The 22760-nt window shown below is 60.4% G+C and carries 20 protein-coding genes; 3 read left to right on the forward strand and 17 right to left on the reverse strand.

Annotated features, from left to right (window positions below; all coding sequences use genetic code 11):
* Positions 1-29: 29 nt before the first annotated feature.
* The 8 genes from FHT78_RS16745 to FHT78_RS16780 all read right to left on the reverse strand — a co-directional run bounded on the left by FHT78_RS16745 (position 30) and on the right by FHT78_RS16780 (position 5364).
* Positions 30-827: a lysophospholipid acyltransferase family protein gene (locus tag FHT78_RS16745; protein ID WP_183746150.1), complete on the reverse strand. Its 798-nt coding sequence runs from the start codon at positions 825-827 to the stop codon at positions 30-32.
* Positions 828-854: 27 nt separating this feature from the next.
* Entirely contained in the window at positions 855-1283 is a 429-nt protein-coding gene (locus tag FHT78_RS16750) for a Fur family transcriptional regulator (RefSeq protein ID WP_183746154.1), read from the reverse strand.
* A gap of 33 nt (positions 1284-1316) precedes the next feature.
* Entirely contained in the window at positions 1317-1811 is a 495-nt protein-coding gene (locus FHT78_RS16755) for an N-acetyltransferase (protein ID WP_183746157.1), read from the reverse strand.
* 2 nt (positions 1812-1813) lie between these two features.
* Positions 1814-2473, reverse strand: coding sequence for a tRNA (adenosine(37)-N6)-threonylcarbamoyltransferase complex dimerization subunit type 1 TsaB (gene tsaB / locus FHT78_RS16760; protein WP_183746160.1), 660 nt, complete (start codon positions 2471-2473; stop codon positions 1814-1816).
* Between the two features lie 88 nt (positions 2474-2561).
* The gene (locus tag FHT78_RS16765; RefSeq protein WP_183746163.1) at positions 2562-3128 is read right to left on the reverse strand and encodes a NifU family protein; all 567 of its coding nucleotides are present in this window, start codon (positions 3126-3128) and stop codon (positions 2562-2564) included.
* 107 nt (positions 3129-3235) lie between these two features.
* Entirely contained in the window at positions 3236-3727 is a 492-nt protein-coding gene (locus tag FHT78_RS16770; RefSeq protein ID WP_112541815.1) for a universal stress protein, read from the reverse strand.
* Positions 3728-3803: 76 nt separating this feature from the next.
* On the reverse strand, positions 3804-4868 hold the full coding sequence (gene trpS / locus FHT78_RS16775) for a tryptophan--tRNA ligase (protein WP_183746166.1): 1065 nt from the start codon (positions 4866-4868) through the stop codon (positions 3804-3806).
* A 100-nt stretch (positions 4869-4968) separates the two neighbouring features.
* Positions 4969-5364, reverse strand: coding sequence for a VOC family protein (locus FHT78_RS16780; protein ID WP_183746169.1), 396 nt, complete (start codon positions 5362-5364; stop codon positions 4969-4971).
* Between the two features lie 185 nt (positions 5365-5549).
* Between FHT78_RS16780 and FHT78_RS16785 the strand changes: the two genes are divergently transcribed.
* Positions 5550-5978, forward strand: a complete 429-nt coding sequence (locus FHT78_RS16785; protein WP_183746172.1) for a DUF882 domain-containing protein — start codon at positions 5550-5552, stop codon at positions 5976-5978.
* An 89-nt stretch (positions 5979-6067) separates the two neighbouring features.
* Here FHT78_RS16785 and murJ read toward each other — a convergent pair whose 3' ends face one another.
* The 4 genes from murJ to mutS all read right to left on the reverse strand — a co-directional run bounded on the left by murJ (position 6068) and on the right by mutS (position 13666).
* Positions 6068-7648: a murein biosynthesis integral membrane protein MurJ gene (gene murJ, locus FHT78_RS16790; protein WP_183746177.1), complete on the reverse strand. Its 1581-nt coding sequence runs from the start codon at positions 7646-7648 to the stop codon at positions 6068-6070.
* On the reverse strand, positions 7645-10536 hold the full coding sequence (locus tag FHT78_RS16795; protein WP_183746180.1) for a [protein-PII] uridylyltransferase: 2892 nt from the start codon (positions 10534-10536) through the stop codon (positions 7645-7647). The genes murJ and FHT78_RS16795 overlap by 4 nt, the downstream gene beginning before the upstream one ends.
* Before the next feature lie 114 nt (positions 10537-10650).
* Entirely contained in the window at positions 10651-10926 is a 276-nt protein-coding gene (locus FHT78_RS16800; protein ID WP_183746183.1) for a hypothetical protein, read from the reverse strand.
* A 13-nt stretch (positions 10927-10939) separates the two neighbouring features.
* Entirely contained in the window at positions 10940-13666 is a 2727-nt protein-coding gene (gene mutS, locus FHT78_RS16805) for a DNA mismatch repair protein MutS (protein ID WP_183746186.1), read from the reverse strand.
* Between the two features lie 113 nt (positions 13667-13779).
* Here mutS and FHT78_RS16810 point away from each other — a divergent pair, with 113 nt between their 5' ends.
* The gene (locus tag FHT78_RS16810) at positions 13780-16065 is read left to right on the forward strand and encodes an NADP-dependent malic enzyme (RefSeq protein WP_183746189.1); all 2286 of its coding nucleotides are present in this window, start codon (positions 13780-13782) and stop codon (positions 16063-16065) included.
* A 377-nt stretch (positions 16066-16442) separates the two neighbouring features.
* Here the strand turns inward: FHT78_RS16810 and FHT78_RS16815 are convergent, their stop codons facing one another.
* The 5 genes from FHT78_RS16815 to FHT78_RS16835 form a co-directional block, all read right to left on the reverse strand.
* Positions 16443-17318, reverse strand: coding sequence for a GNAT family N-acetyltransferase (locus FHT78_RS16815; RefSeq protein WP_183746192.1), 876 nt, complete (start codon positions 17316-17318; stop codon positions 16443-16445).
* Positions 17319-17426: 108 nt separating this feature from the next.
* Positions 17427-19661, reverse strand: coding sequence for an ATP-binding protein (locus FHT78_RS16820; protein WP_183746195.1), 2235 nt, complete (start codon positions 19659-19661; stop codon positions 17427-17429).
* 55 nt (positions 19662-19716) lie between these two features.
* Positions 19717-20223, reverse strand: coding sequence for a signal peptidase II (gene lspA / locus FHT78_RS16825; protein WP_183746198.1), 507 nt, complete (start codon positions 20221-20223; stop codon positions 19717-19719).
* Positions 20220-21077 carry an RNA methyltransferase gene (locus FHT78_RS16830; protein ID WP_183746201.1) on the reverse strand — a complete coding sequence of 286 codons (858 nt, stop codon included), beginning with the start codon at positions 21075-21077 and terminating at the stop codon, positions 20220-20222. Before FHT78_RS16830 ends, lspA begins: the two co-directional genes overlap by 4 nt.
* A complete protein-coding gene (locus tag FHT78_RS16835; RefSeq protein WP_183746204.1) occupies positions 21074-22171 on the reverse strand; it encodes a class I SAM-dependent methyltransferase in 1098 nt (365 codons plus the stop codon). Before FHT78_RS16835 ends, FHT78_RS16830 begins: the two co-directional genes overlap by 4 nt.
* Before the next feature lie 115 nt (positions 22172-22286).
* Between FHT78_RS16835 and FHT78_RS16840 the strand changes: the two genes are divergently transcribed.
* Positions 22287-22739, forward strand: a complete 453-nt coding sequence (locus FHT78_RS16840) for a carbon monoxide dehydrogenase subunit G (RefSeq protein ID WP_183746207.1) — start codon at positions 22287-22289, stop codon at positions 22737-22739.
* Positions 22740-22760: the final 21 nt, after the last annotated feature.

Genomic DNA, 22760 nt, shown 5'->3' on the forward strand with positions numbered 1-22760 from the left:
TTTTGACGCGCGAGAAAAGGGTATCTCGCTCAGGCGATATCGCGGCCGCGCAGGCTGCTGTTCAGCAGGTTGCGGACGCGGGCAGCGATCGTCGCGCTGACATCCTTGCGATTGGTCTTTTCGCCATATTCGATCGCCTCGCCGAAGGAAACCTCGGCATCGATCGCGCCGCATTTCAAGATGTCGATCAGATGCGGCAGAAGCTCGATATCGCCGGGCCAGGCTGCGAGCGGGCGGTGATAGCGGCCCATGGCGATACCGTGCACCTGCGTATAGGCGATGGAAACCGGCTGGACCATGACGGTGCCGGTCGGGGAATGGGGCACGGCCATTGCGGCCGCTCCAAAGAGCGACGATTTGACCTCCAGCAAGCGGTTGCCGTCGGACGTCGTTCCCTCGGGAAAAAGCACGACGATTTCGCCGTCCACCATGCGCGCGGCGATCTCGCTCGCCTGGTGTCCGGTGCGGCGTTTTTCCTCCCGCACCACGAAGACACTCTTCTGCAGCTTGGCAAGCGTGCCGAAAATCGGCCAGTCCTGCACTTCGATCTTAGCGATAAAGGCGACGTCGGCCACGGCGGACATGACCATGATGTCCATCCATGAGGAATGGTTCGAGCAGAGCATCAGCGGCCGGCGACTCTCAAGCGTGCCGCGCACCCGGATGCGAATGCCGAGACAGTAGCAGACGATACGATGCCAGCGCCGGGGCAGGGTGCGCCTGAGTTTCCAGTCGAAGCGCAGCGCCAGCACCTGTAGCGGCATGAGCAGGACGCTGACGACGATGATGACGGTCAGCGCGAAGGCAATGCGCAGCCAGACGATCAAATACGGCGCTCCCGGACTGCCATGATATCAGAGTTCGTCTTTCTTCAGCGGAATCCCGTAGAGTTCCAGGCGGTGATCCACCAGCTTGAAGCCGTGCTCGCGAGCGATCCGCTCCTGCAGCGCCTCGATTTCCGGCGAGCGGAATTCGATGACGACGCCGGTCTTCAGGTCGATCAGATGGTCATGGTGTTCTTCTGGCACCGTCTCGTAGCGCGAGCGGCCGTCACGGAAATCGTGGCGGGCGATAATGCCGGCATCCTCGAACAGCTTCACCGTGCGATAGACCGTCGAGATGGAAATCTTGGCGTCGACCTTGACCGACCGGCGATAAAGCTCTTCGACATCGGGATGATCTGCAGAATCCTCGAGAATGCGCGCGATCACCCGGCGCTGCTCGGTCATGCGCATGCCGCGTTCAGCGCAAAGCTCCTCGAGGGTCTTGGCTACCTCAGTCATGGCTGCCTTCTCATTATCCTGTCGAGAGGGGAACTACCGAAGAACGCGCTTCATGACAAGCGCCGTAGAGGTCTCCCCATTGGCGTCCTTGTAATAGCCCTTGCGCTCGCCAGCCTGCTCGAAGCCAAGTTTGCGATAGAGCGCAAGGGCGGCGATATTGCCGTTGTCGACTTCCAGGAACATGCTTTCGCCGCCGCGAAGACGTGCCTCGCGCATGGCGGCCTGCATCAGCCGCCAGCCGAGGCCGGAACGCGCGACCTTCGCCTGCACGGCGAGCGTCAGGATTTCCGCCTCGCCCGCCACCTGGCGTGCGAGAATGAAGCCCGGCAGGGTCTTTTTCAGGATAGCATTGGTCTGGCGGGCGACGAAGCCAAAGACGGTATTTTGTGACAGGAGGCTGTGGAATTCGCCGTCACCCCAAGGGCGGGCGAAGCGTTCGCCATGCAGGATGGAAACGTCGGAGCAATCCTCCGGCTCCATGGCAACGATTTCGAATTCCGGTTTCAGCGTCAGATAGGCTTCCAGCATCGTCACACTCTTGCAATCGCATACCCGGCCTGCGGCTTGGCGTCGGGTCCGCGCAGATAAAGGGGCTTCGGCTTTCCGGCATTTGGGTTCGCGGCAGCACCGAGGCGTGCCACGATTGAGATCGGGAAGGAGTTGGCATATTCGCCCGTTACACCGGGTTTCAGCAACGGAGTCGCCGAACCGGTGATCTCGCCGTCGAAACCGGCAGCGAAGACCTGCGCTTCGGCAATGCTGACCGCGCGGGCTTCATCAAGTGGTGAGCCGTCGGCAGCAAAAGACTGAAGGTAGATTTCTTCCCGCTTGGCATCCATCGCCGCGAGTACCGCGCGGCCAGGCGTCTTCTCGCGCTGGGCAGCGGCCATGACTTCGAGCGTCGTGATGCCGACTGCGGGAATATGGAGGGAAAGCGCAAAGCCGCGGGCTGCAGCAACTCCGACGCGGATACCGGTAAAGGAGCCGGGGCCGACGGTGACGGCAAGGCGCCCGACATCCGATAGTGCGACGCCCGCCTGATCCAGCGCGCGGTCGACGATACCCATCAGATGTTCAGCATGCCCCTTGCCGATCATGTCCGATGCCTCCCCCAGCATCGTATCCCTGCCGCTGTCATAGATAGCGGCAGCGCAATCCACACCTGCCGTGTCGAGCGCCAGAACGATCATGCCATCAATTTCCGAATAAACTATTGTCGCCTATCCATAAATCCGTCTGGCCGAACCTTGGATGAACGGCCGGACGCATCAGAGATTTTTAAGCGGCAATCACTTCCTGCACTTCCGGAACGAAATGGCGCAGCAGGTTCTGGACGCCGTGCTTCAGCGTTGCCGTGGAAGACGGGCAGCCGGCGCAGGAACCTTTCATATTGAGGTAAACCTTGCCGTCCTTGAATCCACGGAAGGTGATGTCGCCGCCATCCTGGGCAACAGCCGGACGTACACGGGTCTCCAGCAGTTCCTTGATAGTCAGCACGATCGACTCGTCGCCTTCATCGAAGAATTCATCGCCGGCATCGACCTCTTCCGACAGGATCGACGCATCGCCCATGACCGGCTTGCCGGACATGAAATGCTCCATGATCGAGCCGAGAATAGCCGGCTTCAGATGCTGCCATTCGGCATTATCCTTGGAGACGGAGATGAAATCGTAGCCGAAATAGACGCCGGTCACGCCCGGAATTTCGAAGAGACGGGCAGCGAGCGGCGAAGCCTGAGCTTCATCGGCATTGCGGAATTCGGCCGTGCCGTTTTCCATCACCACCTTACCGGGAAGGAATTTCTGCGTGGCAGGATTTGGCGTGGCTTCGGTCTGAATGAACATCTCGCTCTCCATGCGGCGGGCCATGACCTCAACCGTCTTTAGAATTCTTCAAAAGAAAATAAGCCTATTGTCGGGCCGATTCAAGAGACTGGTACTCAAGAAATGGCTTAACAGAGGGCATCGATTTCCTCGTTGGTCAGCGTGTCCGGAAGCACGGTGACGGGAATGGGAAAGGCAGCTCCGCGTCCTGCGACGGACGAAACCAGCGGTCCCGGTCCCTCCTTGGCGGAGCTTGCGGCAAGCACGAGGATTGCGACGTCCCGGTCTTCCTCGATGACGGCATTGATCTGCTCGGCCGAGTTGCCCTCGCGGATGACAATTTCAGGCTCGATGCCGATCGTCTCGCGCACGATCTGTGCTGCCTTGGCGACGGTGGCTTCCGCCTCCTCGCGGGCTTCCGCCCGCATGATCTCCTCGACGCCGAGCCATTGCTGGAAATCGCCTTCCGGGATCACGTAGAGAAGGATGAGGCCGCCATTGGAATTCTTGGCGCGCCGTCCGGCATAGTGGACGGCGCGTTGGCATTCTGGTGTCCCGTCTATCACCGCCATGAATTTGCGGCGGTGACCTTCGAGCCGTGAGAGTCGCTTTGATACCATGACGCGAACTCTGACACCTGTGACCAAAAATTTGCAAGCCCCCCGTTTTGCGTGGGAGCTCTGCATGTCGATCGGACTAGTATAGGAAGCCGATGATCTCGCGAAGTTCGCGCATCGTCACGTCGGCGCGTGCTTTTGCACGCTCGTTGCCATTGCGCAGGATCGCGTCGATATGGCTCGTATCGTTCATCAACCGGCGCATTTCGCCTGTTATCGGCGACAGGACCTGCACAGCCAGATCGATCAGCGCCGGCTTGAAGACGGAGAACTGCTGGCCGCCAAATTCGGCGAGCACCTGTTCCCTCGTCTTGTCGGCGAGTGCGGCATAGATCGAGACGAGGTTTTCAGCTTCCGGCCGGTTTTCAAGGCCGGCCACTTCGCTCGGCAAGCCATCCGGATCGGTCTTGGCCTTGCGGATCTTCTTGGAGATCGCGTCTTCGTCGTCCATCAGGTTGATGCGCGAAAGGTCCGACGGATCGGACTTCGACATTTTCTTCGTGCCATCGCGCAGCGACATGACGCGCGGCGCCGGCCCCCCGATCAGCGGTTCGACCATCGGAAAATAGGCATGCACTGGCTCGTCGCCAACGGTGATGTCGATCCCGTAGTTGGTCGTGCGGATATGCGAGGCATAATCAAGGTTGAATTTCATCGCGATGTCACGCGTCAGCTCGAGGTGTTGCTTCTGGTCCTCGCCGACGGGCACATGCGTGGCGCGGTAGACGAGAATGTCGGCAGCCATCAGGCTCGGATAGGCATAGAGACCGAGCGAGGCCTGCTCGCGGTCCTTGCCGGCCTTGTCCTTGAACTGCGTCATGCGGTTCATCCAGCCGAGGCGGGCGACACAGTTGAAGATCCAGGCGAGTTCGGCGTGCTGCGGTACGGCGGACTGATTGAAGACGATATGCTTTTCGGCATCGATGCCGGAAGCGATGAAGGCGGCTGCGATCGAACGCGTCTGCGACAGCATGTCCTCGTGGACGAGCTGCGCGGTTAGCGCATGCAGATCGACGACGCAATAGATGCAGTCGTTACCGTCCTGGAGCTGCACGAAGCGGCGGATCGCGCCGAGATAGTTGCCGAGATGCAGGTTGCCCGTCGGCTGAACGCCGGAGAATACGAGCTTCTTGAATTCGCCCATGATGTTGTCCTCGATTAGGCTGGTGGAGGGCCCCAGGGCCAAAGACCCATGTTGCTAACGCGGGCGCTTATGCACGTGCTCAGGATTGCAATCAAGAGGTTCAGCCCGCGGCATGTTCGATCAAGTCGAAGGTGTTGCCGTAAGGGTCCGCAAAGACCGCGACGGTGCCGTAAACCTCGTGTCGCGGCTCCTCCAGGAAACGAATGCCAGCGGCAAGCATCGCGGCATAGTCGCGTGTGAAATCGTCGGTCTTCAGAAAGAAGCCGACGCGTCCGCCGTTCTGATTTCCGATGACGGCCCGCTGCGTCTCGTTTGCCGCTTGTGCCAACAGAAAGGCCGCCCCATCGCCGCCCTTCGGTTTCACGACGACCCAGCGCTTGCCTTCCGGCTGCAATTCATCCTGAAGGCATTCGAAGCCGAGAGCCTCACAATAGAAGGCTTTGGCACGGTCATAGTCATCGACGACGAGGGTGACGAGGAACAGGGATTGGGTCATGCGATCTCCAGATTTGGATGTTTATTCCATTTATGTGCAGAAAAGTGCCCGATTTTACGCCAAATTGATCAGTACGTTTAGCTAGAATTGAGTATAAAATTTCACAGAAAAGCTTTCTTTGAACTGAAAATCCTCTCGCCCGGCTGCGGCCCAACGGGCCGTCGGAATAATCGATCGGAGGTACCATGCAGAACGCTAGTTTGCTCGCCATGGCAGGCCTTTTCGCCCTACAATCAGCAACGACAGCTGTCGGTCAAGATAATCGACGGCAGACCACCCAACTTCCCAAATACGAAACGCGTATAGCTTACACGATGCAGACCGTCAGTGTTCGCGCCGGCTGTTTCCCGGCGCGATTGCGGGCGGTCTTATCGCATATCGCGGCAAAGACTGGACGTCGGCCGATGATAACGTCGGGCTTCCGGCCACATCCCCGCCGCCACGGCTCACTACACGGAAAGTGTATGGCAGCCGATATCAGGATTCCTGGACTGTCGGAGCGAACGATTATCGCGGCCGCGAAAACCGCGCCCTGGATAGGTGGGATCGGCAGCTACTGCAACGGCATCATCCATGTCGATGTCGGGCCGCAGCGACGATGGGTCGATTGCTAGGAAAATTCCAGTGGTTTTGCGCGCGAATTGCGTGAAAACTAAAAGTTAGAGTCTCCCTCTCCTTTGAAGGAACCGGAGATAATCTAGTCTCAGGCGTCCTTCGCGGGTGCCGGTTTGCGGTTAAGATTGCGCCGTATCATGCCGAGGTCCGCCCCACCGATCAGAAAGGCGGTCGCGAAATAGACGACCATCGAAATCGCAATCAGCAGACCAAGCGTGCCGACCTTGGTCAGAAGCGGCGCACCCGAGGCAAGCCAGGGCGCCCAGTGCTGCTTGAGATAGAAGATGACGGCGCCCATGACCGCAGAGGCGACGATCAGCAACGCGGCGCGTTTGGCAAGCGCCCATTCCCATGTCAGATGGCCGCGGCGTAGAAGCGTGGTGAAGAGCAGCACGGTGCTGATCCAGCCTGCTGTCGCTTCCGCCACCGCAATGCCCGGTGCGCCCATATAGGGAAAGAGCGTCAGCGCGGTCGCGCAGTTGGTGGCGACCGCGATTGCCGAAAACCGCATCGGCGTCTTGGTATCCTCGCGGGCATAAAAGCCTGGCTGCAGCGCCTTAATGAGCACGAAGGCCGGCAGCCCGATACCGTAGATCGCAAGGATCGAACCAACGATCAGGGTGTTTTGCTCATGGAAGGCGCCGCGCTCGTAGAGCACGCGGATGATCTCATCCGACAGGATCCACAGCGCGAAACCGGCGGGGATCGTTAGGAACATCACGAATTCGATCGATCTGTTCTGTAGGAAGGCGGCCTCGCGTAACGCGCCGCCTTTCAGCGCGCGGGCGAGTTCGGGCAGCAGTACCACGCCGACGGCGACACCGACGACGCCGAGCGGAAGCTGGTAGATGCGGTCGGCATATTGCAGGGCGGCGATGGCGCCTTCGCGTGAAGAGGCGATCGCCTGGCCGATAAGCTGGTTGATCTGCGTAATACCGCCGGTGACGGCCGCTGGGACGGCGAGAATCAGCAGCCGCTTGACGTTGGGCGTCATCTTCGGAAAGCGGAAGCCGATGCTCATGCCGGCATGCAGGACTCCGAGATAGACGACGGCCAGCTGCAGGACGCCCGCTGCCAGCACGCCCCAGGAAAGATACCAGGCCGTCGCCAATGGTTCGGCGCCGGTATAGAGCGCATAGAACAGCGCGCCGATCATCACCACATTGAGGAAGATAGGTGCGACGGCCGCGGCGAAGAAATGATGCAGCGAATTCAGCATGCCGCTCATCATCGCCGTCAGAGACATGCACATGAGATAAGGGAACATCACTGCCGCCATGCGGATGGTGATCCCGAATTTCTCGGGATCATCAGCAAAGCCAGGCGCGATGACGAAGCGCACCAGCAGCGGCATGCAAAGCTCCATCACGATGGTGATGAGCAGCAGGACGGAGAACAGAACCCCGAAGACTTCTTCCGAAAAACGCTTGGCGCCCTCAATGCCGTTCGCTTCGATCTCCTTGGCGAAGAGCGGCACGAAGGCTGCATTGAAAGCGCCCTCGGCAAAGAGCCGGCGGAAGAGGTTCGGGAAGCGGAAGGCGGCATAGAAGACGTCGGCCATCGGCCCGGTGCCGAGCGCCGCTGCCATCAGCGTTTCGCGGGCAAAACCAAAGATGCGGCTTCCGAGCGTGGCGCCGCCGACCGTGGCGAATTTCTTGACGAGGCTCATACGGGGGAACCGGCTTTCTTTTCGGCGGCAGTCGCGGCAGGGGCGATGATGCCTGACGGCATGCGTTCGCGCAGTTCGTCCTGCTCCTCGGCCATGACCGCTTTCATGCGGGCAGTGATATTGGAACGCTTGCTGTCGCCGGAGATCTTCTGGCCGACGAGATCGGTGACATAGAACGTATCAATGACCTTCTCACCGAAGGTGGTGATGCGCGCCGACTGGATGTCGAGCGACAAATCGGACAGAACGGCTGTCATTTCCGACAGCAGGCCCGGCCGGTCGAGGCATTCCACCTCGATGACGGTGAACTTGTTCGACAGGCTGTTGGTGATGGTCACCGACGGTGGAATGACGAAGGCCTTGCTCTTCTTCCGGTTCTTCGTGCGGGTCGCGATCACCTCGGGCAGGCGTTTGCGGCCGGAAAGCACGTCCTCGATCATGCGGCCGATCGTGCCGGCGCGTCGAAGCTCGTCCTCGTCGTTCGGAAATTCGCGGCTGACATGGATCGTATCGAGCGCCCGTCCATCAGAGGTCGTGAAGATCTGCGCATCGACGATGTTGGCCCCGGCTGCCGCACATGCGCCGGCAATGACGGCGAGCAGGCGCGGATGGTCGGGTGAGAGAACGGTGATTTCGGTGATCGCGTGGAAGCTGTCGGTGCGCACTGTGGTTGCCAGCGCCTGGCCGGCCTTGTCCGCCTGGCGGATAAAATGCGCATGGCGGATCTGGTCTTCCAGCGGCACGGAAAGCAGATAGGGCTGGTAGTGCAGCTTGGAATAGGTGCGGCGATCCTTCTGGCTCCAATCGGAAAGCGCGGCGTTGAGCGCTTCGGCCGCGGCCTGGGCGCGCTCCTTGCGCGATACTTCCGAAAAGCCGCCGGCAAGCAGCAGTTCCGTCTCGTAATACAGCGTGCGCAGCAGCTGGCCTTTCCAGCCGTTCCAGACACCCGGACCGACAGCGCGGATGTCGCAGATCGTCAGGATGATCAGCATCTTCAGGCGGTCGAGAGACTGAACACGGTCGGCGAAATCGGTGATCGTCTTGCGGTCCGTCAGGTCGCGCGTCTGAGCGACCATCGACATGGTCAGATGTTCCTCGATCAACCAGACGACGATCTCGGTCTGCTTTTGCGACAGGCCAAAGCGGGCACTGAGCTTGCGGGCGACACGTGCGCCGGCGATCGAATGGTCTTCCTGCCGGCCCTTGGCAATATCGTGCAGCAGCACGGCAACATAAAGCGCCTCGCGGTCCTCGATATGCGGCATCAGCTTGTTGGCGAGCGGATGCAGCTCCTCCGCCTTGCCCTTGTCGATTTCCGAGAGAACATCGATGGCGCGGATCAGGTGCTCGTCGACCGTGTAGTGATGATACATGTTGAACTGCATCATCGCGACGATCTTGCCGAATTCGGGAATGAAGCGGCCAAGCACGCCGGCCTCGTTCATGCGCCGCAGGATGAGTGCGGGATCGCGCCTGGAGGTGAGGATCGACAGGAAAAGCCGGTTTGCCTCGTCATTCTCGCGCAGGTCGTTGTTGATGAGGCCGAGCGAACGGTTGACGCGCTTCAGCGCATCGGGATGGAATTCCAGTCCGTTGATATCGGCCACATGGAACAGGCGGATGATGCTGACCGGATCGCGCTTGAACACATCGGAATTGGCGAGCGTGATGCGGCCGCGATCCTCCACGAACTCGACGCTGCCGGGGATCTTGCGATTGCGATGGGTGAAGCGGCTGATGACGCCCGTCAGTCCCGGGATCGATTTCGCCTGCTGGTCTTCGAGTGCCGCGCAGAGGATGCGAGTGAGATCGCCCACATCTTTAGCGACCAGGAAATAGTGCTTCATGAAACGCTCGACGGCCGAAAGGCCAGGGCGGGAATGATAGCCGAGCGCCTCGGCGATCTCGCGCTGGATATCGAAGGAAAGACGCTCCTCCGCTTTGCCGGTCAGAAAATGCATATGGCAACGCACGGCCCAGAGAAAATCGTCGGCCTTTTTGAGAAGCCGGTACTCCTGCTTCGACAGCACGCCGAGCGGTACCAGATCGGCCGGATCACGGACGTGATAATAATATTTCGAAATCCAGAAGAGCGTATGGAGATCACGAAGGCCGCCCTTGCCTTCCTTGACGTTCGGCTCAACGAGATAACGCGTATCGCCGGCCTTGCGGTGGCGTTCGTCGCGTTCGGCAAGTTTGGCAGCGATAAATTCCGGTCCTGTTCCGGTGACGATTTCCTTGTCGAAGCGGGTTTCCAGCTCCGTTTCCAACGACTGCAGCCCGCAAATAAAACGCATTTCCAGAATGGCGGTGCGGATGGTCATGTCGGACTTGGAAAGCGCGATACATTCATCGACGGTGCGGGTCGCGTGGCCGACCTTGAAGCCCATATCCCACAGCATATAGAGCATGAACTCGACGGCCTTGTGCGTCTCTTCCGCCGGCTTGGGCAGGAAGAGGAAGAGCAGATCGATATCCGAGCCTGGCGCGAGCGTGTCGCGACCGTAGCCGCCGACTGCCGTGACCGCAAACTTGTCCCTCTGCTTCGGGAAGACATGGGCGGTGGCGAAATTATAGAGAGCGGTGATGATCTGATCCTGCAGCCAGGAAATGCGATGAGCGCAATCAAGCCCGCCGCCTTGGGCGTCGAGAAGTTCCCGCGCCTTCCTGCGTCCTTCGACGCTGGCTTTCTTCAGAACGGCAAGAAGATCGTTCCGCAGCACGTCGGGACGATTGCGGTTGGCATCGGCAATGGCGTTGCATTGCCCCTGCAGCAGTTCCACATCGAGGATCTCGGAGAAGTCGATGTCGTGCGTCACCATCGGCCGGGCGGTTATCTCTTCGGTCCGAGCCGCTTGCTCATGGCGCGCCTCTTGTTTGATCTGCATGCGCTATAGCCTCTTTACCCGCGGATTGACACGGGCCTTCATATTCCATGAACCTTTAAATTTGGCGAAATGGTGTTGGCAAGCCGCAGGTGACGGACGCTTTGCCGCAAGCCCTCAAGCTGCAGTCTGCGTCAGCAGCGTATCGAGAACCTGCCGCGTTTCGCTCATGATGCCGTTAAGCGTCGCCTTGTCGCATTCACGGTAGCCGGCATCGACGATCGCGCCGCAGAACTCGCCGATCTTCAGGCAGGAACCGGTGATCTTCGCCATACCGATTGGCGTATTCCAGCCGCGCGCCTCCAGATTACCATCAGATTGTTTCATGATTTCGAGCATCGAGACGATGACGGAGAGGCGCTGCGTTTCCTGAAGCAGTTTTTCCATGAACACGGGGGTGCTGCTCCTATTTCATCTTCTTTTTAAGGTCGTAAAGCGCATCGAGCGCCTCGCGCGGCGTCATGTCGTCGAGGCTCATTGCCTTAAGGGCTTCTTCGACCTTGGAAGGCCCGCGGGATGTTTCCTCGCGGCGCACCGCGACCTGGAAAAGCGGCAGGTCGTCGATCAGCTGGCTCGCTGGGTTCTTGCGATCGGCATCTTCAAGCCGGGTCAGCACATCACGCGCGCGAGCCACGACAGAGGCAGGCAGGCCGGCAAGCCGCGCGACCTGAATGCCGTAGGAGCGGTCGGCCGCACCCGGACCGACCTCGTGCAGGAAGATGACATCACCATCCCACTCCTTCACGCGCATCGTTGCGTTCGATAGCCTGGCAAGCTTTTCCGAAAGCACGGTCAGCTCATGGAAATGCGTGGCGAAAAGCCCGCGGCAGCGATTGGCTTCGTGCAGATGCTCGACAGCGGCCCAGGCGATGGAAAGGCCGTCGAAGGTCGCGGTGCCACGGCCGATCTCGTCGAGAATGACGAGGGAACGATCGGTTGCCTGGTTGAGGATCGCAGCCGTCTCGACCATTTCCACCATGAAGGTGGAACGCCCGCGCGCCAGATCGTCGGAGGCGCCGACACGCGAAAACAGCCGGTCGACGATACCGATATGGGCCGACGTTGCCGGCACGAAGGAACCCATCTGGGCGAGAATGGCGATCAACGCGTTCTGCCGCAGGAAGGTCGATTTACCGCCCATGTTCGGCCCGGTCAGCAGCCAAATCGCGCCATCCTTGCCGTCGGAGACCGGCGACAGATCGCAATTATTGGCGACAAAGGGACCGATGGACTGCCGCCGCAGTGCCTGTTCGACGACGGGATGGCGCCCGCCCTCGATCGCAAACATCTTCGAGCCGTCGACCAGCGGCCTGCAATAGGCCTGCTCTTCTGCAAGCAGCGCCAAACCTGCCGCAACATCGATGACGGCAAGGGCCAGCGCGCCAGCCTTGATCGATTCTGCCTCTGCAACAGTCGCTTCCGTCATCCGGGCGAAAGCCTCGAGCTCGATCTGCAGCGCGCGGTCGGCGGCATTGGCGATGCGGCTTTCGAGGTCGGCAAGCTCAGTCGTGGTGAAACGCATGGCATTTGCCATCGTCTGCCGGTGGATGAAGCGAGCCTTCGCCTCTGCTGTATCGGTCATCGGTCCGGCATTGCCGGCGGTGACTTCGATGAAGTAACCGAGGATATTGTTGTGCTTTATCTTCAGCGACTTGATGCCGGTCTCTTCGGCATATTGCAGCTGCAGGCCTGCGATCACCCGGCGCGATTGGTCGCGTAGCGCCCGAACATCGTCGAGATCGGCATTGGCACCGTCTCGCAGGAAGCCACCATCGCGTTTCAGAAGCGGCAATTCCTCTGCGAGATTTTCGGCAAGCAGGGCTTCGAGCTCGGACGGGAGAGCCTGCAGCCCCATGCGCGCCTGTTCCAGCTCCTCTGGCAGCATCGCGCTTCCCAATAGATCGGCGATATGCGCGGCAGCGGCGAGCCCTTGGCGAATGGCCCAGAGATCCCGCGGACCGCCCCGATCAAGCGCTAGGCGGGAGAGCGCCCGCGGCATGTCGGGTACGTGTTTCAGCGCGTCGCGCAGGTCGCCGCAGAGTGAAGGTTCCTGCATCAGGAAACCAATTGAATCCAGGCGCTCGTTGACGCGGGCAGGATCGGTGAGCGGCGACATCAGCCGTTCGGCAAGCAGCCGTGCCCCACCGCCGGTGGTCGTGCGGTCGATCGCCTTCAGCAGCGCACCATTGCGATCACCGGAGAGCGTGCGCACTAGTTCCAGATTGGCGCGTGTGGCCGGATCGATGAACAGCGTCGAGGCGCCGCTTTCCCGTTCCGGCCTGCCGAGCGGCGGCCGTTCGGCAATCTGCGTCTTCTCCACATAGGCGATGGCTGCTGCCGCGGCCGCCAGTTCTGCGCGCGAGAAACTTCCGAAGCCGTCGAGCGTCGAAACGTCGAAATAACGCGCTATGCGGGTCTCTGCCGTCGCGCTGTCGAAAAGCACAGCCGGCTGCGGGACGGCGGTGCGGCCGAGCACGTCGAAGACCGATTTTAGTTCGCCGTCATAAAACATCGTATCGGGAACGATGAGCTCGCGCGGATCGATGCGCAGGATATCGGCGAGCAATCGCGATGCTTCCGTTTCCGCCAACCGGAAAACGCCGGTGGAGATATCGATCCAGGCAAGCGCCAGCACCGGCTCGGAAGCACCGCGGATACGCGACAGCGTCATCAGATAGTTCGATTCCGAGGGCGAGAGCAGCTTTTCCTCGGTGATGGTGCCTGGCGTGACGAGGCGTACGACATCGCGCTTGACGACGGATTTCGAGCCGCGTTTCTTGGCTTCTGCCGGATCTTCCACCTGCTCGCAAACGGCGACGCGGTAACCGAGCCCGATGAGCTTCTGCAGGTAGTCATCGGCCGCATGCACAGGCACGCCGCACATTGCAATATCCTGCCCCATGTGCTGACCACGCTTGGTGAGCGTGATGCCGAGCGCGCGTGAAGCCTCAAGTGCGTCCTCGAAGAACAGCTCGTAAAAATCGCCCATGCGATAGAAGAGCAGCGAATCCGGATTGTTCGCCTTGATCTCGATATATTGTTCCATCATCGGCGTCGCCGAGGCGCGGCTTTCCTCAGTGGCGAGCTCGGCTGCCGAGAAGGCTTCGTTTCTGCTGTCTATTCGTGCGTTCACGGAGGTGCAGTTTTTCCCAAAAAAACAGGTGCCAACCCTATCCGCGCGCCGCTATAGATGACAACAGCAATTGGGAAAGAGGAAAACGTCACCCACAGACGTTTGGAGGAGGCATGTCGCAGATGGAGAAGAAAGAACGGCCGGTGACCTCTGTTACCGACAAGGAAGCGCTCGAATTTCACGCGATGGGCCGGCCCGGCAAGCTGGAGATCAACCCGACCAAGCCGATGGCGACGCAGCGCGACCTCTCGCTGGCCTATTCTCCCGGTGTCGCTGTGCCGGTCAAAGCCATCGCCACCGATCCTGCTACTGCCTACGACTACACGACCCGCGGCAATATGGTTGCCGTCATTTCCAACGGCACGGCTATTCTCGGTCTCGGCAATCTCGGCGCGCTTGCCTCCAAGCCGGTCATGGAAGGCAAGTCGGTACTCTTCAAGCGTTTTGCCGATGTCGATTCCATTGACCTTGAAGTCGATACGGAAAATGTCGACGAATTCATCAATTGCGTGCGTTTCCTCGGTCCGTCCTTCGGTGGCATCAATCTGGAAGACATCAAGGCGCCGGACTGTTTCGTCATCGAAAGCCGTCTGCGCGAGCTGATGGATATTCCCGTATTCCATGACGACCAGCATGGCACTGCGATCATTGCCGCCGCCGGCCTTATCAACGCGCTGGAACTAACCGGCCGCGATCTCAAGACCACCAAGCTCGTCTGCAACGGCGCGGGCGCTGCCGCCATCGCCTGTGTCGAGCTCATCAAGTCGATGGGTTTTGCGCCTGAGAACATCATCCTCTGCGATACCAAGGGCGTTATCTATCAGGGTCGTACCGAAGGCATGAACCAGTGGAAATCGGCGCATGCGGCAAAGACCGATACCCGCACGTTGGAGGAGGCGATGAAAGGCGCCGATGTGGTGTTCGGCCTGTCGCAGAAGGGCGCCTTCTCCGAAGAGATGATCCGCTCCATGGCCGACCGGCCCATCATCTTTGCCATGGCCAATCCCGATCCGGAAATCACGCCGGAAGAAGTTGCCCGCATCCGTGATGACGCCATCATGGCGACCGGCCGTTCGGACTATCCGAACCAGGTCAACAACGTGCTGGGCTTTCCTTATATCTTCCGGGGCGCGCTGGATGTTCGTGCCTCGACCATCAATGATGCGATGAAGATCGCAGCCGTCAAGGCGCTGGCCAGCCTGGCGCGCGAAGACGTGCCCGACGATGTCGCCGCCGCCTATCAGGGCAACCGCCCGCGTTTTGGCGCTCAATACATCATTCCGGTTCCCTTCGATCCGCGCCTGATATCTGCCATTCCGGCCGCGGTTGCCGAGGCGGCGATCGAAAGCGGCGTCGCCCGCAAGACCATCACCGACATGGCTGGCTACAAGCGAGAGCTGTCGGCCCGCCGCGATCCGATCGCCTCCACGCTCGCCAGCCTTTATGAGCGTGTGCGCCGTCACCCGAAGCGGGTGGTTTTCGCCGAGGCTGAAGAGGAGCAGGTGCTCCGCGCCGCCATGTCATACGCCAATCAGCAGCTTGGCACCGCCATATTGCTCGGCCGTGAGGACCTGATCCATGCAACGGCAGAGCGCGCCGGCATCGACCTCAATCGTCCGGGTCTTCAAATCGTCAACGCTCGTATCTCGACCCGCGTCGAGGCCTATATCGATTATCTCTACGCCCGTCTGCAGCGCAAAGGCTACCTTCACCGCGACGCGCAGCGCCTGATCCATAATGACCGCAACCATTTCGCCGCCACCATGGTGGCGCTTGGCGATGCTGACGGCATGGTGACGGGCATCACCCGCAACTATTCGACGGCGCTGGACGATGTGCGCCGCTGCATCGATCAGAAGCCCGGCCACCGCGTCATTGGCGTGTCGATCGCTCTTTGCCGCGGCCGTACGGTCTTCGTTGCCGACACCGCGGTTCACGACATGCCGACGGCCGAGGAGCTTGCCGATATTGCCGAGGAGGCCGCAGGTCTGGCGCGCCGCATGGGCTACCAGCCGCGAGTCGCTTTGCTCGCCTATTCCACCTTCGGCCATCCCTCGGGGGAACGCTCCGAACGTGTGCGCGAAGCAGTGAAGATCCTCGACAAGCGACGCGTCGATTTCGAGTATGATGGCGAAATGGCCGCCGACGTTGCCCTGAACCGCAAAGTGATGGAGCAATATCCCTTCTGCCGCCTCTCCGGACCGGCCAACGTCCTCGTCATGCCGGCATTCCACTCGGCATCGATTTCGACCAAGATGCTGCAGGAACTCGGCGGCTCGACAGTCATTGGCCCGATCCTCGTCGGCCTCGACAAGGCAGTGCAGATCACCGCGATGGGCGCCAAGGACAGCGATATCGTCAACATGGCTGCCATCGCGGCCTACGCCGCCGGTTCGTGACAACAGGAAGGGCGGACCGCGTGCGTGGTCCGCCTTAGGGCGGCCTGACCTGCAGAAGCGATCAGATTATCATCTGGACCGCAAACGATGAATATTCGCGCGCCCCAGGTCTCCGGCCGCCGCGGCTTATGAAACGAAGCGCCGTTTGCAGTGTATTCAAGAAAAGCGCCTTCACGTCATCAAGCGTAATCGTCGCCGAGAGAATATCCCTCTCGCGCTGGCGAAGCTTGCCAGCCTTCTTCTTGAGATTTCCGACATTCGATATGGCGCATGGTGTTAATGTTGTAGGCGGGGCATAGCCCAGCTGGCATTGCCGATGCGCCTTACTCAAAACGCCGAACAGAATGAATTAACGAGACAGTCGTCAGGCAGTCGCCTCAGCTTGAGAAACGGCCTGCATCCGCGCCGTAATAGTTCAGGTACCGGTCGGAAATGCTCGATATCGGCAGCACGATCAGCACGTCGGTCGTGTTGAAAGCCTGATCGACGACGGCGCTGGAGCCGACCATCGCGCCGAGGCGCAGGTAACCCTTGATAAGTGGCGGCAACGCCATCAGCGCCTTCTTCGGATTGACGCCTTCGGGCGGCATCAGGTCCATGTCGCGGGCCAGATGCGGCAGGGCGCCAACAGCCCATTCGCCTTTGGCGAGCACGCTGTGATAGAGGAAGGATAGCGCCAAAGCGTGGCGTTCGGGGTGAACGCCCGGGAAGGAGGCGCAGCCGAACATGGCGCTCATGCCATGTTTCAGCGCATAGGCCCAATTACCCTGCCAGAGCAGTTCGACGATCCGCTTGGTTCGGTATTCCGGCAACACGCAGGAGCGCCCGAGTTCCATGAAGCGCTTGTCGGGATGACGGGCAATGAGCTCGTCGATCGCAAATTCCGAAGCCGAGTAAAAACCGCCATTTGCCATGGCGACGTCCTGCCTGAGCAGACGGTAGGTGCCAACGATCTGATCTTCGGCATCGCCTTCGATCGATCGGTCGAGAACGAGAAGGTGGTCGCAGAAGGCGTCATAGGCATCGAAATCCCGCTCACGGCGCATCGCGTCGGCCGGCAGCTGAGCCTTCATTTCCTCGACGAAAACGCGATAGCGCACAGCCTGCGCGGCATCGATCTCCCGCGCGCTGCGGGCAAGGCGAGTCTCCAGATTGCCGATGCGGCCGAGAACATCGCCTTCCTTTGGCGCAGCTGCCGTCGATGGCCGAGCGGCCTCGGCAGTGGCGTCACAATTAAGGATGTCAACAGACATAGCGATTCTCCCGTCTCCGGCTTATCACACGCCATAAAACACTTATGTACGACAGGAAAGTGACATACCGAATTTATGCACGCAAGAAGCGTGCCGATCTTCTCAGCTTCAGCGCACCTCAGCCCGACGGGCTGAAAGAGCAACAACTGCCTGTACTTCGGTGAGCAGCCTGACCGGATCCACCGGTTTTACCATGACGCGATTGGCGCCGTTGAGCAAGACCTGCCGCCGTGATTCGTCGCTCTTGTCCGCTGTCAGAACGATCACCGGTACGGGCTGGAGATCGAGCCGCCGTTCGTGTCCCCGCAGGCGTCCGAGCATGTCGATGCCGTTGCCGCCGGGCATGGAGAGATCGCTGATGATGATATCAGGCCTGTCGTCACCCAGCGCATAATCGAGCAGAGTTTCGAAATCATCCACATGCCTGACGGAGTGGCCGCCTTTTTCCAGCATGACGCGCACCAGCATGGCGTTGATCGGATCGTCCTCGCCGAGGAGAACGGAAAGACCGCCACCCATTGCCGTCCGTTCTGCAATGGATGGGCCGAGGCCGGGCTGATTGTCGTTCAGCGCATCACGCTTTTCCATGCCGCGCATGCGTCCGCGCAGCACGTCGATCAGCGACTGCTCGCGCAACGGCCGGATCAGCCACGCATCGAAGAGGTCGAGCGAATAGGAGTTACGCTCTTCCGGATTGACGAGCAGCACCTTGCGCAGGCCGAGCGCCGCGATCTCCGTGCGATCGGCAATATGCAGCGAGAATTCTTCGGACATGCGGTGATCGACGATGATATCGGTCGGCTGCTCGCCGCTGCGGGCGAGTGACAGCAGGCTCTCGCGCGCTGCGTCGCCGCCGGCGACAAGGTGGCAGCGCCCGCCGAGCGTCGTGATCGTCTCGGCGATCGCCGTGCGCGCTGCACCAGCCGGGGCAAGCAGCACGATGCTGTTTCCCGCCAGCAACGCGCTCCGGCTGGCTTTATCCTCTTCCGAAAGTTCAACAGGGAAGCGGATGGTAAATTGGCTACCCTTGCCCCTCTCGCTTGCAACTGTCAGCGAGCCGCCGAATTCCCGCATGATCCGGGCGGAGATTGCAAGGCCAAGGCCGGTGCCGTTGCTCTTCTGGGCAAGCGAACCGCCTTGTTCGAACTCCCCGAAAATGCGCGCCTGCTCCTCTGCCGCCATGCCAGGGCCGGTATCGGTCACTGATATCAGCAGCTCGCCGGCGCCTCTCGAAACGCGGATGAAGACGCCGCCTGCCTGCGTGAACTTGACGGCATTGCCGATGACGTTGAAGAGCACCTGCCGCAGCCGTGCCGGATCGAAGCTCATCAGCTCCGGCACGTCGGAGGAAACCGTCGCGCCGATCTCGATACCCTTCTCATGGGCGCGATGGGCGAGCATCTCCACGACGCTTTCGACGAGCTTGCGCAGCGATTCCGAGCGCGGATGGAGCTGGAAACGGCCAACCTCGATGGTGGAGAAGTCGAGCAGATCCTCGACCAGCTGCGTCAGCGCATGACCGGACTGGCGGATGCTGGTCAGATAATTCTGCTGTTCCTGCGTCAACTTCGTTTCGGAAATCAGATGGGCCATGCCGAGAATGCCTGACAGAGGCGTGCGGATTTCATGGCTGACGGTTGCGAGCAGCCGCGATTTGGCAGCGCTGTTATATTCGGCCTTCTGCAGCGCCTCCTCGCGGCGCTCTGCTGCAAGCCGCTCTTCGGTCACATCCCGTGCGATGCTCTGCAGAAGCAGGCGCCCGTTTGCCGGATCGCGGGTCACGACATCGTGCCAGAGATAGATGCGTTGCCCGGTCGGTGTCGAAATCTCCACATCGTAACGGTGCGGCTGCGGTCCGGGACGGAAGGCGAGGCCGATCTCTTCGCAGGTCTGGCCTTCGGGTGTGGCGCGTCCGGTGAGATTACGGAACGTCTCATTTGCGCCGATGATCCGCCGGTCCATCATACGGGTGACGACGATATCGCCGAGCACGTCATGGACTGTACCGAGCAGGCCGGTCACATCGATGCGTTCTGATGTTTCCCGGCCGCCGCCGCCCGGTCTCTGTCTATTCTTGAAAAGAACGGCGAGGTAGCCGACGATGGCGGCAAGCAGGACAAAGCCGAGACCGGCCAGAAGTGAATCACCCCAATGGAAGAGAAGCAATAATAGGATCGCCGTCAGCAAGCCCACTCCGCCGAGCCAGTAGAAGAGCAAGGGCTGATGGGGGCGAACAGGAGGGGGCGACACGAATTGGCCCGCTGTTCGGCCTCGATCAGACCTAACGGCGGCTCCGCCGAATGTAGCGGACAATCGTTCCTGAAACTGCGCCAGACTCTGCATGCAGATCAGCTAACATATTGCCCGTTCCGAATGTTTTCAGGAATCCGCTAAAAGTTTAATGGTCCGTGTTTTTCGGCTTCGGCAGCATCTCATCGAGAATGACGCAGCCGGCGCCGACGGTGATGAAGCTGTCCGCAAGGTTAAACACGGCGAAGGACCAGGTTTCCGTGTGAAAGAGGATGTAGTCGATGACATGCCCATAGGTGAAACGGTCGACGAGGTTGCCGATCGCTCCGGCAATGATGAGTGCATAGCCGAGATGGGCCAGCCAGCGGTCCTTGGCGGTGCGGCGCCAGAGATAAAGCACGAAGGCGACGATGGCCAAACGCATGCCGACAATGAACCAGCCATCCATGCCGGAAAGCATCGAGAAGGCGACGCCGAGATTGTAGGTGCGGTAAAGGGCCAGCATCGGAATGACGGGCACGGCTTCCTGCAGCGGCAGATAGCGATCGACGGCGATCTTGACGATCTGGTCGAGGATAACGGCGATCACGATGAAGATCAGTATTGGCAGGGGGCGCGAGAAGAGCGCCGGGCGTGCGATCGTCTGGTTGGTCATTTGCCCTCGGTCAGTGAGAGGAGATGGCGGCGTGCTTCAAAAAGCATGACGGCTGTGGCAACCGCGAGATTGAGAGAATCGGCGCGGCCTTGCTGCGGAATGCGGGCAAGCGCATCCGCTTGCCCGGCAAGCTGATCCGGCAGCCCGGATTGTTCGTTGCCCATCAGCAGCACGACCGGCTTCTTCTTGTAGTCGATCGTACGATAATCGACAGAGCCCGCAAGATGGGTCGCGACGATCGAAACGCCAGCCTGCTTCTTCCAGGCGATGAATTCCTCCGCCGTTGCGCGGGAAACCGGAACCGCAAAAATCGAGCCCATCGTAGCGCGCACCGTTTCCAGCGAAAAGGGATCGGTAGTTTCGCCGACGAGGATGATACCGGAGGCGCCGGCAGCATCGGCAGTGCGGATGATCGTTCCGAGATTGCCGGGATCGCGCACACGGTCGAGCGCCACCCAGGTCTCGCCCTCCTTCGGCCTGATATCCTTCAGGGCCCTCCAGCGGCTTTCGAAGATGCCGACCACCATCTGCGGATTGTCACGACGTGTGATCGAGGAGATCACTTTCTCGTTGACTTCGAGCACGAGCCCGCCCGAAGCGACGGTCTTTGCCGCCATCTGCTCGACGAGTGACTTGCCCTTGGCGGCCTTGGCGTAGACGAGCGTGCGGATCGTCCAGCCGAGCTCGATCGCATCGATGACGAGCTTCAGACCTTCGGCGATGAAGGTGCCGCTCTCCTCGCGCGACTTTTTGTTCGTCAGCGCTTTGATGTCTTTAATGATCGGATTGGCAAGCGAGGTGACTTCCTTCACCTGCCCGACCCTGCGGGGGCCACGATCATGGAATTCGGTCATTTCGGCACCCAGCGGGAAAAGAGAGAGGTCGAGAGCGCCCGGCCCGGTGTTTTGCCGTCCAGCCCCGCTTCACGAATGACAAGTTCGCCGGATTCGACGACGCCGCCGGCGCCGCGCATCGTCTCGCGCATCAGTTCATGGATGGAGTAGAAGCTTGCCCGGATCGAATAGGCCGTCAGCACGAGACCAACCGCCTTCGGCGACAGGATTTCCCGGCAGATGTCCAGCATCAGCGGCAAATGTTCGAAGAGATGCCAGACTTCGCCGTTCGGTCCGCGGCCGAATTTCGGCGGATCGGTAAGGATGATGTCGTACTGGCTGCCGCGGCGTTCTTCGCGCAGGATGAATTTCATCGCGTCCTCGCAGATCCAGCGGATCGGCAGCTTTTCCATGCGCCCCAGCGCCTGGTTTTCGCGCGCCCAGCCGATCGCCTTCTTCGAGGCATCGACATGGGTGACTTCCGCGCCGGCAGCGGCGGCGACCAGAGAGGCGACGCCGGTATAGCCGAAGAGGTTCAGCACCTTCAGCGGGCGTCCGGCGCTTTCTGCCTGGCTCTTCATCCAGCTCCAGTGAACAATCTGCTCCGGGAAGACGCCGACATGCCGGAAGGAGGTGAAACGGCCGAAGAAATCTACACCGAGCAGGTTGAGCGGCCAGGTTTCGCCAAGGGCTTGCTTCGGAAAACGCCAGCGGCCGGTGCCTTCTTCATCAGTATCGCCGGTGAAGGCAGCATCGGCCTTCTCCCAGACATGGGTGGGCAGCGATGGCTGCCAAAGCGCCTGTCCCTCAGGCCGCACGACCCTATAGGGGCCATATTGTTCAAGCTTCTGGCCGTTGCCGCTGTCGATCAGATGGAAATCGCCCGCACCCGTCGATTCCAGGATGACAGGCACGCGCTCCGCCGGCCGTTCGCCGTGGCGCGCCATAAGCGGGCGTTCGATTATCGCTGGAACGGCTGCCGGCGGGCGCTGTTCGCGCGCCGGTGCCGCCTTAATTGCTGTCTTTTCCGGCTTTGCAGGCCGCACATCGGAGCGGCGCCCGCCGGAAGGGCCTGTCGCTATCTTCGCGCCAAGCCGGCGTTCTCTTTGTTTCAACGTGGTCTTCCGCGTCTTGAATTCACTTGAGCCAGTGCAAATAGCATCCCGCCCGACCTTGGCAAAGCGCTTTCCCGTTATGATATGCTCCGGCCATGGAAACGGGGAATTGCTGATGGACCTGATCGGGGAGGAACGCATTGCTGCACCGCGGGACGTAGTATGGGCTGCCATGAACGATCCCGATATCATCAGGCGGTGCATTCCAGGCTGCCAGAGCGTGGAAAAGCTGTCACCCACGCAATTCCTGGCAACGGTGAAAGTTGGCTTCGGCCTGTTTTCGGTGACGTTTAACGGTGAGATCAGGCTTTCGAATGTCGATGCGCCGCGCAGGTACACCATCGCCGCGGAAGGGCGGGGCGGCATCGCCGGCTTTGCCAGGGGCCAAGCCGATGTCGCCCTGGAGGACGAGGGTCTGCATACCCTGTTGCGTTATAAAGCTGATGGGGACACGGGCGGCCGGCTCGCCGAACTCGGCGGCAGATTGATCCGCGCAACATTGGAAAAGCTCGCCCGCCGCTTTTGGGGAAATTTCAATGCGGCGATTATTGAAAAGGCTGCAAGCTAGACACCATGCATAACTCGTTTC

It is taken from the genome of Rhizobium sp. BK196 (assembly GCF_014193255.1).
Taxonomy (GTDB): domain Bacteria; phylum Pseudomonadota; class Alphaproteobacteria; order Rhizobiales; family Rhizobiaceae; genus Rhizobium.